Origin of the sequence: Burkholderia sp. Bp8963 (assembly GCF_003854275.1) — a bacterium.
In the GTDB taxonomy this organism is placed as follows: Bacteria; Pseudomonadota; Gammaproteobacteria; order Burkholderiales; family Burkholderiaceae; genus Burkholderia.
In genome coordinates this window covers 99,640-111,839 of record NZ_QTQP01000012.1, presented here as the reverse complement: position 1 = coordinate 111,839, position 12,200 = coordinate 99,640, and the positions used below count along the sequence as shown (strand labels likewise).

Annotated in this window: 11 protein-coding genes; 6 read left to right on the top strand and 5 right to left on the bottom strand. The window is 67.4% G+C overall.

Annotated features, from left to right (window positions below; translation table 11 throughout):
* Nucleotides 1-25: 25 nt before the first annotated feature.
* Nucleotides 26-847: an alpha/beta fold hydrolase gene (locus tag DID96_RS12830; protein WP_124599692.1), complete on the top strand. Its 822-nt coding sequence runs from the start codon at nt 26-28 to the stop codon at nt 845-847.
* Nucleotides 848-982: 135 nt separating this feature from the next.
* Nucleotides 983-1,885: a transporter gene (locus tag DID96_RS12825; RefSeq protein ID WP_124599691.1), complete on the top strand. Its 903-nt coding sequence runs from the start codon at nt 983-985 to the stop codon at nt 1,883-1,885.
* A 55-nt stretch (nt 1,886-1,940) separates the two neighbouring features.
* Here DID96_RS12825 and dbpA read toward each other — a convergent pair whose 3' ends face one another.
* The 4 genes from dbpA to DID96_RS12805 form a co-directional block, all read right to left on the bottom strand.
* A complete protein-coding gene (gene dbpA / locus DID96_RS12820; protein WP_124599690.1) occupies nt 1,941-3,335 on the bottom strand; it encodes an ATP-dependent RNA helicase DbpA in 1,395 nt (464 codons plus the stop codon).
* A complete protein-coding gene (locus tag DID96_RS12815) occupies nt 3,332-3,529 on the bottom strand; it encodes a hypothetical protein (protein WP_124599689.1) in 198 nt (65 codons plus the stop codon). Before DID96_RS12815 ends, dbpA begins: the two co-directional genes overlap by 4 nt.
* 341 nt (nt 3,530-3,870) lie before the next feature.
* Nucleotides 3,871-5,520: a malate dehydrogenase (quinone) gene (gene mqo, locus DID96_RS12810; protein WP_185732239.1), complete on the bottom strand. Its 1,650-nt coding sequence runs from the start codon at nt 5,518-5,520 to the stop codon at nt 3,871-3,873.
* Nucleotides 5,521-6,036: 516 nt separating this feature from the next.
* Nucleotides 6,037-6,525 carry an Lrp/AsnC family transcriptional regulator gene (locus DID96_RS12805; protein WP_124599687.1) on the bottom strand — a complete coding sequence of 163 codons (489 nt, stop codon included), beginning with the start codon at nt 6,523-6,525 and terminating at the stop codon, nt 6,037-6,039.
* A gap of 116 nt (nt 6,526-6,641) precedes the next feature.
* Here DID96_RS12805 and DID96_RS12800 point away from each other — a divergent pair, with 116 nt between their 5' ends.
* The 3 genes from DID96_RS12800 (at nt 6,642) to DID96_RS12790 (ending at nt 10,007) form a co-directional block, all read left to right on the top strand.
* The gene (locus tag DID96_RS12800; protein ID WP_124599686.1) at nt 6,642-7,676 is read left to right on the top strand and encodes a histone deacetylase family protein; all 1,035 of its coding nucleotides are present in this window, start codon (nt 6,642-6,644) and stop codon (nt 7,674-7,676) included.
* 76 nt (nt 7,677-7,752) lie between these two features.
* Nucleotides 7,753-8,829: an ornithine cyclodeaminase gene (locus DID96_RS12795; RefSeq protein WP_124599685.1), complete on the top strand. Its 1,077-nt coding sequence runs from the start codon at nt 7,753-7,755 to the stop codon at nt 8,827-8,829.
* A 44-nt stretch (nt 8,830-8,873) separates the two neighbouring features.
* Nucleotides 8,874-10,007 carry a branched-chain amino acid ABC transporter substrate-binding protein gene (locus DID96_RS12790; protein ID WP_124599684.1) on the top strand — a complete coding sequence of 378 codons (1,134 nt, stop codon included), beginning with the start codon at nt 8,874-8,876 and terminating at the stop codon, nt 10,005-10,007.
* 6 nt (nt 10,008-10,013) lie between these two features.
* On the opposite strand, the gene DID96_RS12785 is transcribed toward DID96_RS12790, so the two are convergent.
* Nucleotides 10,014-10,490 (bottom strand): GNAT family N-acetyltransferase, encoded by a 477-nt coding sequence (locus DID96_RS12785; protein WP_124599683.1) that lies wholly within the window; start codon nt 10,488-10,490, stop codon nt 10,014-10,016.
* 133 nt (nt 10,491-10,623) lie between these two features.
* On the opposite strand from DID96_RS12785, the gene DID96_RS12780 reads away from it, so the two are divergent.
* Nucleotides 10,624-12,156, top strand: a complete 1,533-nt coding sequence (locus DID96_RS12780; RefSeq protein ID WP_124599682.1) for a PLP-dependent aminotransferase family protein — start codon at nt 10,624-10,626, stop codon at nt 12,154-12,156.
* Nucleotides 12,157-12,200: the final 44 nt, after the last annotated feature.

Sequence of the window (12,200 nt, the reverse complement as noted above, 5' to 3'; positions counted from 1 at the left end):
GACAGGAACCGACTGGAGGAGCGTCATGACGACCAACCCTGAAATCGGCCGCCGGATCGTCGCCGGTGGCATCGACACGAACTATCACGACGTCGGCGACGGGCCGCCCGTGCTGCTGATCCACGGCTCGGGGCCGGGCGTGACCGCCTACGCGAACTGGCGGCTCACGATGCCCGCGCTGGCGCGGCAGTTCCGCGTGATCGCGCCCGACATGGCGGGCTTTGGCGAGACCGAGCGGCCGGCCGGCTACCGGTATTCGCTGGACGACTGGGTCGACCATGCGCTCGGCCTGCTCGACGCGCTTGGCGTCGCGCGCGCGCACGTGGTCGGCAATTCGTTCGGCGGCGCGCTCGCGCTTGCGCTGGCGATCCGGGCGCCCGAGCGCGTCGGCCGGCTCGTGCTGATGGGCGCGGCCGGCACGCGCTTCCCGCTGACGCAAGGGCTCGACGCGGTATGGGGCTACACGCCGTCGATCGCGAACATGCGCGCGCTGCTCGACGTCTTCGCGTTCGACCGCACGCTCGTGAACGACGAACTCGCGAAGCTGCGCTACGACGCGAGCGTGCGGCCCGGCTACCAGGAAGCGTTCGCGGACATGTTTCCCGCGCCGCGGCAGCGCTGGGTTGATGCGCTCGCGAGCGACGACGCGAAGCTGCGCGCGCTCACGCACGACACGCTGATCGTCCACGGACGCGAGGATCGCGTGATTCCGCTCGCGAGCTCGCTGAAGCTGCTCGAGCTGCTGCCGAACGCACAGTTGCACGTGTTCGGCCGCTGCGGGCACTGGACGCAGATCGAGCACGCTGAGTGCTTCAATCGGCTCGTGATCGATCACTTCAACGAGTAGCACGCATCGGCAGGTCGCGTTGCCGTCACGTGCCGGCCGGGCCGGCACGTGACGGCAGCGGAAGCAGCGGAAGCAGTTCCCACGCAGCAGAACACATAACGAAACCAATCAGTAGAACGAATATTGGAGACATCGATGAAACGGAAGGCTGCATTCGGATTGATCTCGCTCGCCGCGTGCGCGGGCATCACGTTGAGCACTGGTGCGTGGGCGACGGAAGGCGGCGGCGACACGATCGGCGAGGGCGCCGAGGCGTTCTTCGCGGGCGCGCTGCCGCCGGCCGGCCTGTACATGCTGGCGTACTACACGCATTACCATGCGTCGCGTTTCAACGATTCGCACGGCAACGGCTCGGTGCCGGGTTTCAAGCTCGATGCGGATGTGCTGATTCCGCGTGTCGTGTGGATGTCGAACCTGTCGCTGCTCGGCGGGCGCTACGGCGCGTATGCGGTGCTGCCGATGGAGCATCTGGCGCTCGATGCCGGCGGCGCGTCGTTCGACCGCACCAATCTCGGCGACCTGATCGTCAGCCCCGCCATGATCGCGTGGGGCTCCGGCGCGCTGCGCACCGTCGCCGCGGTCGAGTTCGTGTTCCCGACCGGCCAGTACGACGCGCACGCGGCGCTGAACACCGGCAGGAACTACTACACCGCGCGGCCCGTGTTCGGCGTGTCGTGGCTGCCGAACGACAAGGTCGAGGTGTCCGCGAAGATCACGTACAGCTTCAACGCGCCGAACAACGACACGCACTATCACTCGGGGAACCTGTTCCACGTCGACTACTCGGCGAGCTATGCGGTCACGCCGAAGGTGCGCGTCGGGTTGTCGGGCTACCTGGTCAAGCAGACGACCGACGACATGCAGAACGGCCAGCCGGTCGCGGGCGACGGCTTTCGCGGACAGACGTTCGCGATCGGCCCCGGCGTTCGCTACCAGTTCAGCAAGATCAGCGTGGAGGCGCGCGTCGTGAAGGAGTTCTTCGTGCGCAACCGGCCGGCCGGGGAGGCCGTGTGGGCGAAGGCGGTCATACCGTTCTGAGCGCACGGCTCGCGGCGATCGCCGTGGCGATGCCGCCGCCGCTCGCGCACCGACGTCACTCGTCCATCAGACGCACTTTCACCCGCTTGCCCTTGATCTTGCCCGCATTGAGCTTGCGCAGCGCATCGCGCGCAATGCCGCGCTCGACGGCGACGTAAGTCGAGAACTCGGTCACGTTGATCTTGCCGATCTGCGTGCCGCTGAAGCCCGCGTCGCCGGTCAGCGCGCCGAGCACGTCGCCGGGGCGGATCTTGTCCTTGCGGCCGCCGAGCACCTGCAGCGTTTCCATCGGCGGCAGCAGTGGTTCATTGGCATCGGCCTTCAGCTCGGCGAGCGGATGCCATTCGACGTCGCGCTTCTGTGCCTGCTCGATGCCGCCGACGCGCCCCATCTCGTCCATGCTCGCAAGGCTCAGCGCCCAGCCTTCCTGGTCCGCACGGCCCGTGCGGCCGATACGGTGCACGTGCACTTCGGGGTCGGGTGTCACGTCGACGTTGATCACCGCTTCGAGCTGCGCGATGTCGAGGCCGCGCGCGGCCACGTCGGTCGCGACGAGCACCGAGCAGCTGCGGTTCGCGAACTGGATCAGCACCTGGTCGCGTTCGCGCTGCTCGAGTTCGCCGTGCAGCGCGAGCGCGTGGAAACCTTGGGCGTGCAGCACGTCGAGCAGGTCGCGGCACTGCTGCTTGGTGTTGCAGAACGCGATCGTGCTGACCGGACGATAGTGGTTCAGCAGCAGGCCGACCGCATGCAGCCGCTCGTCCTCGGTTACTTCGTAGAAGCGCTGGCGGATCTTGCTGTCGTCGTGGCGCTCCTCGAGCTTCACTTCCTTCGGGTTGCGCAGGAACTGCTGGCTGAGCTTCGCGATCCCGTCCGGGTAGGTCGCGGAGAACAGCAGCGTCTGGCGCGTCGGCGGGCATTGCCGCGCAACCTTCGCGATGTCGTCGAAGAAGCCCATGTCGAGCATCCGGTCCGCTTCGTCGAGCACGAGCGTGTTCAGCGCGTCGAGCGTCAGGTGGCCGCGGTCCAGATGGTCCATGATGCGCCCCGGCGTGCCGACGACGATGTGCGCGCCGTGTTCGAGGCTCTGCGACTGCGGGCGCATCGGCGTGCCGCCGCACAGCGTCAGCACCTTGATGTTTTCCTCGGCACGCGCGAGGCGGCGGACTTCCTGCGCGACCTGGTCGGCGAGTTCGCGCGTCGGGCACAGCACCATCGCCTGCACGTCGAAGCGGCGAGCATCGAGGCGCGCGAGCAGCGCGAGCGAGAACGCGGCCGTCTTGCCGCTGCCCGTCTTCGCCTGCGCGATCAGGTCGTGGCCGGCCAGTGCGATCGGCAGGCTCGCGGCCTGGATCGGCGTCATGTCGGTGTAGCCGAGCTGCGTGAGGTTGGCGAGCGTGGCGGGCGTCAACGACAGCGCGCTGAACGGCGTGGCGGTCGGCTGGGTCATTCCAGGTCTCCGAGATAAGGGCGGCCTGCCATCTGTTCGTAGACGATCGTGCCGTCTTCGGCTTCGAAGCGCTCGACATAGTTGCGCGCGCCGCACAGCGGGCAGCGGAACAGCAGCCCTTGGCCTTCGTCCTTGATGACGACGTCGGATTCTTCCCACTGCGTGCCGCAGCTCTGGTTTCGGCAGGTAAACACGGTCTTTCTCCAGCTGAATTCGGTTGTGCGCGCCGGCGCGACGGGCGCGGGCGCTGGCGTTGCTCGGCCGTCGCTCGCCTCGGCCGCATGAAAGGGCGGCGAGGGCGGCGCACGGCGCGGCCGTTCGCGTGATGGTTCGTCGAGGTGGATGGTGGATCGTCGCGCGATCGGAGAAACGCGCGTGGCGCAATTCTAGCGGATACGGCGGCCGTGCCGGCGGTCTCGCGCAGCGGCGCGCCGAAATGAGAAACGGCCGCCCGGCCCGGACTGCCCGCGACGTGCGGGGCGGTCCGGATCGAACGGCCGTTTGATCCGATGCGGCGGCGCTCAGCGCATCGGCATCACAGCGCCATGTCGGCCGCGGCCTTGGCCGGCGCCGGCTTGGCCGGCGTGAGCGGCTTGAGCGACGCTGCGGCGGCGCCCGGCTGCGCGGGCGCGGCCATGTCGATCTTCGGCGGCGGCGTGAGCTGCAGCACGTCGCTCGTATAGGTCCACTCTTCGTAGACCTTCGCCGGGCTGTCGTTCAGCTTCGTGCCGTAGCTCGGCACGATCTCGCGGATCTTCTGCTGCCAGGCGGGCGTCGCGACCTTGTCCTTGAACACGCGCTCGAGCAGGCTCAGCATGATCGGCGCGGCGGTGGACGCGCCCGGCGATGCGCCGAGCAGACCCGCGATGCTGTTGTCCTTCGCGCTGACGATCTCGGTGCCGAGCTTCAGCACGCCGCCCTTCACGGGGTCGCGCTTGATGATCTGCACGCGCTGCCCGGCCTGCCACAGACGCCAGTCTTCCTTCTTCGCGTTCGGGAAGTACTCCTTCAGCGCGTTGAAGCGGTCGTCGTCCGACAGCATCAGCTGGCCGGCGAGGTATTCGACGAGCGGGAACTCGTCAACACCCACGCGCATCATCGGCATCGCGTTATGCGTGTTCGTGCTGGTCAGCAGGTCGAAGTACGAGCCGTTCTTCAGGAACTTGGTCGAGAACGTCGCGAACGGGCCGAACAGGATGATCTTCTTGCCGTCGATGATCCGCGTGTCGAGGTGCGGCACCGACATCGGCGGCGAACCGACCGATGCCTTGCCGTATGCCTTCGCGAGGTGCTGCTTCACGACTTCCGGATTGTCGGTCACGAGGAACGAGCCGCCGACCGGGAATGCGCCGTAGTCCTTCGCTTCCGGAATGCCCGATGCCTGCAGCAGGTGCAGCGCGCCGCCGCCGGCGCCGATGAACACGAACTTCGCGTCGACGGCCTGCGGCGCTTCGTTCGAGTGCAGCTTGACCCACGACACGTGCCACGTGCCGTCGGCGTTGCGCGTGATGCCGCGCACCTCGCTCGACAGCGACAGCGAGAAGTTCGGCTGGCGCTGCAGGTAGCCGACGAACTGGCGCGTGATCTCGCCGAAGTTCACGTCGGTGCCGATCGGCGTCCAAGTGGCCGCGACCTTCTGCTTGCGGTCGCGGCCTTCCATCATCAGCGGCACCCACTGCCTGATCTGGTCGTAGTCTTCCGAATACTGCATGCCGCGGAACAGCGGGCTCGCCTGCAGCGCGTCATAGCGCTTCTTCAGGAAGCGGACGTTGTCGTCGCCCCACACGAAGCTCATGTGCGGCGTCGAGTTGATGAACGCGTGCGGGTTCTTCAGCACGCCCTGCTTGACCTGCCACGCCCAGAACTGGCGCGAGATCTGGAACGACTCGTTGATCTCGATCGCCTTCGCGATGCTGACCGTGCCGTCCGGCTTCTCCGGCGTGTAGTTGAGCTCGGCGAGCGCCGAGTGGCCCGTGCCCGCGTTGTTCCAGCCGTTCGAGCTTTCCTGCGCGACGCCGTCGAGGCGTTCGACCATCGCCATCGACCAGTCCGGCTGCAGCTCGTGCAGCCAGACGCCGAGCGTCGAACTCATGATGCCGCCGCCCACCAGCAGGACGTCGACCTTCTTCGTGTCGGCCGCGTGAGCGGCAGACGCGGCTACGCACAGCGCGAGCCCGGACAGCATTACCCGTAACGTTTTAATCAAAGCACTACCCTTTTCAGCTTGGTCACATCAGGTCTGCCACACAGCCTGGCGCCCGGCGCACGGCTTCGTCGGCCGGCGCGCGAGCGTTCCGGACGATGCCGGATCGGCATCCGGAAATCCGGAGCGCATTTCCGGGATTCCGGAATGTGCTCGCGAATCGCGCTTGAGCCGATGCGGAACCGATTCGAAGGACACCTTCCGATCGGTTTCGGGTGCGTCGTCCGTCAGGTGCTCCCGGGGCCGCGCAATACGCGCGCAGGCCCTTGTGGAAAACGTGTGCGGACGAGGCCGGCGGCCGCGCGCAGGCAAGCGGCGCGCGACGCGTTCATCGGGGGGGCGGGTGGCAAGGGGCGCGTAATATAACCGAAGTCGATCATCGTGTCGCACGCGAAATTTGTCCTTGTTTTTGTGGGGTTTTTCGCGTGTCCGGCTTTCCGGAACGGGTTCGGTCGCGGCCGGAAAATTCGGTGGTATCGGCGGGGTGCCGAACGGCGCTCACTCGTCCGGCACCGGCAACCGCGACGAGAACTTCACCTCGCGCAACGCGAGGCTCGACTGGATCGACGAGATGCCGGCCTGCTTCCTGAGCACGTGCTCGACGAACTCCGCATACGCATCGAGATCGGTCGCGACAACCTGCAGCATGTAATCGGCGGCACCGGTGATCTTGTGGCACGACACCACTTCGTCGCGATGCCGGATCGCCGTTTCGAAATGGTCGGAGGTCTGGTCCGAATGCATGTTGAACGTGACGAGCACGAACGCGAACACGTTCATGCCGAGCGCGCGCCGGTCGAGGTTCGCCTGGTAGCCGGTGATCACGCCCTCGTCCTCGAGGCGCTTGCGGCGCCGCCAGCAGGGCGTCACGCTCAGCGACAGCTTCTCGCCGAGCGTCGCGTTCGACAGCGCGCCGTCCTCCTGCAGCAGGCGCAGCATCGCGCGGTCGACGCCGTCCATTTCGGTGGCCGGGCGATTTTTGCTCATATCTGGCATCCCGTAGACAGTTTGTACAAAAGTGTAAGCAACGCACGCGCGAAAAGCAAAGCTATTGCCCCCTCTCGCCAATAAACTGTTGCCCACCATTACCGCAACGGTCAATCATGCTCACGATCTACAGCAGCGATCATCGCCTGCATCGCGGCGTCGAACTGAAGGACGGCGCCATCACCGATTCGTTCGAGAACCCCCAGCGCGCCGAAACGGTGCTCGCGCAAGTCCGGGCGACCGGCCTCGGCGACGTGATCGCGCCGCAATCGTTCGACCGCGCATGCTATGCGCGCGCACACAGCCAGCGCTACGTCGATTTCCTCGCGGGCGCGTGGGACGAATGGCGCACAACCGGCCGCACCTGCCAGGCGCTGCCGCTCGTGTGGCCGGTGCGCGCGATGCCGGCTGCCGCGACGCCGCCCGCGTTCATCGACGGCAAGCTCGGCTTCTTCGCGATGGACGCGGGCGCGCCGATCAACGCCGGCACGTGGGACGCGGTGAGCGCCAGCGCGAATTCGGCGCTGACTGGCGCCGACCTGCTGTCGAACGGCACGCGCGCGGCGTTCGCGCTGTGCCGCCCGCCCGGCCACCATGCGGGCCGCGAATACATGGGCGGCTACTGCTACCTGAACAACGCGGCGATCGCGGCGCAGCACGCGATCACGCGCGGCGCGGCGCGCGTCGCGGTGCTCGACGTCGATTTCCACCACGGCAACGGCACGCAGGACATCTTCTACGATCGATCGGACGTGCTGTTCGCGTCGATTCACGGCGAGCCTTCGGTGTCGTATCCGTACTTCTCCGGCTATGCGGACGAGCGCGGCGCGAGCGAGGGCGAGGGCTTCAACCTGAACCTGCCGTTGCCGAAGGGCACGTTGTGGAACACCTATGACGAAGCGCTCGGCCGCGCCACGGCGGCGATCGCCGCGCATGCGCCCGACGTGCTCGTCGTGTCGCTCGGCGTCGACACGTTCGAGCACGACCCGATCAGCCACTTCCGTCTGCGCTCGCAGGACTACCTGCGGATCGGCGAGGCGCTCGCACGCCTGAACCTGCCGACGCTGTTCGTGATGGAGGGCGGCTACATGGTCGACGAGATCGGCATCAATGCGGTCAATGTGCTGCTCGGCTTCGAAGGCCGCGCATAACGGCCCCACATAACGGCCGCGCGCCAACCATTTCAACGGCGGCCCGTCGGCCGCCGCAACCGATGGAGCAACTTGCATGACGCGATATCTGGATGTGACGAGCATGTCGAAGCTCGTCGACGCAGTCGGGATCCCGCAGATCCTGACGACGATGGCTTCGTACATCGAGCAGGATTACCGCCGCTGGGAGACGTTCGAGAAGACCGCGCGCGTCGCCAGCCATTCGCCGGACGGCGTGATCGAGCTGATGCCGACGTCCGACGCCCGGCTGTATGCGTTCAAGTACGTGAACGGGCACCCGAAGAACACGAAGGCCGACTTGCTGACGGTGATGGCGTTCGGCGTGCTCGCCGACGTCGACACCGGCTATCCGCTGCTGCTCAGCGAGATGACGCTGACGACGGCGATCCGCACGGCCGCGACGTCCGCGCTGGTCGCGCGCTTCCTCGCGCGCAGCGACGCGCGTTCGATGGCGCTGATCGGCAACGGCGCGCAGAGCGAATTCCAGGCGGTCGCGTTTCACGAGATGCTCGGCATCGACGAACTGCGCGTGTTCGACATCGATCCGGCCGCGACCGACAAGCTCGTGCGCAATCTCGCGCCGTTCGCGGGGCTGCGCGTGATCCGCTGTGCGTCGGCGGCCGATGCGGTGCGCGGCGCCGACATCGTGACGACGGTCACCGCCGACAAGACGAACGCGACGATCCTGACGCCCGACATGATCGAGGACGGGATGCACGTCAACGCGGTGGGCGGCGATTGCCCCGGCAAGACCGAACTGCACGCGGACGTGCTGCGGCGCGCGCGCGTCGTCGTCGAGTTCGAGCCGCAGACGCGCATCGAAGGCGATCTCCAGCAGATGCCCGCGGATTTTCCGGTCGTCGAGTTCGCGCAGATCGTGTCCGGCGCGCAGCAAGGCCGGGAATCCGATGCGCAGGTGACGGTGTTCGACTCGGTCGGCTTCGCGCTCGAGGATTTCTCGGCGCTGCGCTATCTGAACGCGGCTGCGCGCGAGCGCGACATCGGCATCGAGCTCGACCTGATTCCGACGCCGCGCGATCCGAAGAACCTGTTCGGCGTCGCGACCGGCAGCGAGGCCAGCGCGGCGTCCGGCGCCGCGGGCCGCGCGATGCTCGCGGCCCTGAGCCATTGATGAATCACATCGACACCAACAACATGGTCCACCAGGAGACAAACATGATTCGACCACACAAGACGACGTTGGCCGCGGCTGCCGCGATGATCTGCGCGCTGTCCGCGCACGCGGACGAGATCGTGCGCATCGGCCACGTCGCGCCGCTGACCGGCCCGATCGCACACCTCGGCAAGGACAGCGAGAACGGCGCGCGGCTGGCCGTCGAGGAGATCAACGCGAAAGGGCTCGTGATCGGCGGCAAGAAGGTGACGCTGCAGCTCGATCCGCAGGACGACGCCGGCGATCCGCGCACCGCGACGCAGGTCGCGCAGCGGCTCGTCGACGACAAGGTGGTGGGCGTCGTCGGCCATCACAACTCGGGCACGTCGATCCCGGCGTCGCGCGTCTATCGGGACGGCGGCATCGTGCAGATCTCGCAGGCCGCGACCAATCCGATGTACACGCAGCAGGGCTTCAAGACGACCTACCGGGTCGTCGCGACCGATGCGCAGCAGGGGCCGGCGCTCGCCAGCTATGCGATGAAGAGCATGGGCATCAAGACGGTCGCCGTGATCGACGACGCGACCGCATACGGCCAGGGGCTCGCGACCGAATTCGAGAAGGCCGCGAAGGCTGCCGGCGTGAAGATCGTGTCGCGCGATGCGACGAACGACAAAGCGATCGATTTCCGCGCGATCCTCACGAAGATCAAGGGCGAGAACCCGGACGCGATCATGTACGGCGGCATGGACGCGACCGGCGGGCCGCTCGCGAAGCAGGCGCGGCAGCTCGGCCTGCGCGCGAAGATCCTCGGCGGCGACGGCGTGTGCTCGACGGACCTGCCGAAGCTTGCGGGCGCGGCATCCGACAACGTCGTGTGTTCCGAAGCGGGCATCGCGCTCGAGAAGATGCCGGGCGGCGCGGCGTTCGCGCAGCGCTACGAGGCGCGCTACCATCAGCCGCTGCAGGTCTATGCGCCGTTCTCTTACGACGCCGTCTACATCATCGTCGACGCGATGAAGCGCGCGAACTCGACGTCCGCCGCGAAGGTGCTGGCCGCGATGCCGGCCACCGACTATCGCGGCGTGATCGGCGAGACGAGCTTCACGCCGCAGGGCGACCTGAAGCACGGCGCGATCTCGGTGTTCTCGTACAAGGGCGGCAAGAAGATGCTGCTCGACATCGTGCAGATGTGATGCCGTTTACCGCGGCAGCACCTTCCGGTAGATCACGAAGCCCGACTTCTCCGCGACCGTGTCGTAGAGCCGCATCGCGGTGTGATTCGTCTCGTGCGTCTGCCAATACACGCGTTCCGCCCGCGCGCTGTGCGCCTCCGCATAGACGGCTTCGATCAGTGCGCGGCCGACGCCCTTGCCACGCTCGCTGTCGAGCGTGAACAGGTCCTGCAGATAGCAGGTCGGGCCGATCAGCGTCGTGCTGCGGTGATACAGGAAATGCACGAGCCCGACGAGCGTCCCGTTGCGTTCCGCGACGAACGCATGCACGGGTTCGTACCCGTCGAAGAAACGCGACCACGTGAGTCGCGTGATTTCCGCCGGCAGTGCCGTATCGCCGAAGCGCCCGTAAAAGCGGTTGTAGCCGTCCCATAGCGGCAGCCAGTTGTCGTAATCGTCCTCGCGGACGCGGCGCACGGTCAGGCTGGCATCAGTAGCGTTCATCTTCGTCGACCTCTCGTTGGATGGAATGGAGTGGGGCCGTTGCCGGCATGGCCGGATACGGCTCGAACGCTTACGATAGAAAATTCGTGGCACCATGTGTAGACCCATGAGCCAACCCATTCCTGGAGCCACGATGGACTACGGTGTTTTGCTGTCGATGTTCGAGCGCGAAACCGGGCGCGATGTGGCCGCGCGAATGTCGCAGCAGCACCGGCTGTATGCGTGCCTGCGCGCAGCGATCCTCGGCGGCCGGATTGCGGAAGGCGCGCGCCTGCTGCCGACGCGCACGCTCGCCGACGAGCTGGGCATCGCGCGCAATTCGGTGCTGTACGCGTATGAACGATTGACCGCCGAGGGTTTCGTGATCGGCACGCGGCAGGGCACCGTGGTTGCGCGCGTGGGCCTCCATCATCCGCGTGCTGCGCCGGTGCCGGCCGCCGCTGCTGCTGCCGCCGCTGCTGCTGATGATAATGCCGCTGCTACTGCCGTGGCTGACGATGCCGCGATGCTGTCGCGGCGGGTCGCGCACGCCGAGCGCGCGAGCGGCGGCATCGACGAGTCGCTGCCGTTCACGCCGGGCGCGCCCGCGGTCGACGCGTTTCCGCTGCCGCAATGGCGGCGTTGCATCGAGCGCGCATGGCGCGCTGCCGGGCCCGCGCAGCTCGGCTATCAGGCGGCCGAAGGGAACGCGCGGCTGCGCGAAGCGATCGCCGGCTATCTGCGCGTGTCACGCGGCGTGCGTTGCGATGCGGCGCAGGTCATCGTCACCGACGGCACGCAGAATGCGCTCGATCTGTGCGCCCGCGCGCTGGCCGACGCGGGCGATACCGCATGGATCGAGAATCCCGGCTACCACGGTGCGCGCAATGCGTTCCTCGCCGCCGACCTGCGCGTCGTGCCGATTGGTGTCGATGCGGACGGCCTCGCGCCGCGGGCGGACGACTGGCGCGATCGACCGCCGAAGCTGATCTACATCACGCCGTCGCACCAGTATCCGCTCGGCGCGGTGATGAGCCTCGAACGGCGGCTCGCACTGGTTGCGCATGCGCGCGCGGCCGGTGCGTGGATCGTCGAGGACGACTACGACAGCGAATTCCGACATCACGGCGCGCCGCTCGCGGCGGTGCAGGGGCTCGCCGACGACGCGCCGGTGATCTATCTCGGCACCTTCAGCAAGGTCATGTTTCCGGCGCTGCGGATCGGCTTCCTGATCGCGCCGCCCGCACTTGCGCGTGCGTTGCGCGACACGGCCGGCGCGCTGATGCTGCACGGGCGCGCGGTCGAGCAGCACGCGCTCGCGGATTTCATCGAGGCCGGGCATTTCGCGCGGCACCTGCGACGCATGCGCCGGCTGTACGCGCAGCGGCGCACGACGCTGCAGGACGCGCTCGAGCGGCACCTGCGCGCGCAGCTGACGGTCTCCGGCGGCGCCGGCGGCATGCATCTGTCCGCGCGGCTCGACGTGCCCGTGGCCGATACCGAACTGAGCCGCATCGCGCTGGCGCGCGGGCTGAACCTGCGGCCGCTGTCGACGTTCTGCCTGCCGGGCACGGAGCAGCGCTACAACGGCCTCGTGCTCGGGTATGGCGGCGTGCCGGCCGAACGGATGGATGCACTCGTGCGGCGGATCGGCGGCGTGATCGACGCGGCGCTGGCGGGGCGGTGACGGCGAGCAGCCCACGCAGCCCGCGTTTGCACGCATTTCATCAT

Bases quoted from the DNA above. Each gene is read 5' to 3' on its own strand.
- DID96_RS12830 (WP_124599692.1), top strand. From the start codon at position 26: ATGACGACCAACCCTGAAATCGGCCGCCGGATCGTCGCCGGTGGCATC.
- DID96_RS12825 (WP_124599691.1), top strand. From the start codon at position 983: ATGAAACGGAAGGCTGCATTCGGATTGATCTCGCTCGCCGCGTGCGCG.
- dbpA (WP_124599690.1), bottom strand. From the start codon at position 3,335: ATGACCCAGCCGACCGCCACGCCGTTCAGCGCGCTGTCGTTGACGCCC.
- mqo (WP_185732239.1), bottom strand. From the start codon at position 5,520: ATGCTGTCCGGGCTCGCGCTGTGCGTAGCCGCGTCTGCCGCTCACGCG.
- DID96_RS12805 (WP_124599687.1), bottom strand. From the start codon at position 6,525: ATGAGCAAAAATCGCCCGGCCACCGAAATGGACGGCGTCGACCGCGCG.
- DID96_RS12800 (WP_124599686.1), top strand. From the start codon at position 6,642: ATGCTCACGATCTACAGCAGCGATCATCGCCTGCATCGCGGCGTCGAA.
- DID96_RS12795 (WP_124599685.1), top strand. From the start codon at position 7,753: ATGACGCGATATCTGGATGTGACGAGCATGTCGAAGCTCGTCGACGCA.
- DID96_RS12790 (WP_124599684.1), top strand. From the start codon at position 8,874: ATGATTCGACCACACAAGACGACGTTGGCCGCGGCTGCCGCGATGATC.
- DID96_RS12785 (WP_124599683.1), bottom strand. From the start codon at position 10,490: ATGAACGCTACTGATGCCAGCCTGACCGTGCGCCGCGTCCGCGAGGAC.
- DID96_RS12780 (WP_124599682.1), top strand. From the start codon at position 10,624: ATGGACTACGGTGTTTTGCTGTCGATGTTCGAGCGCGAAACCGGGCGC.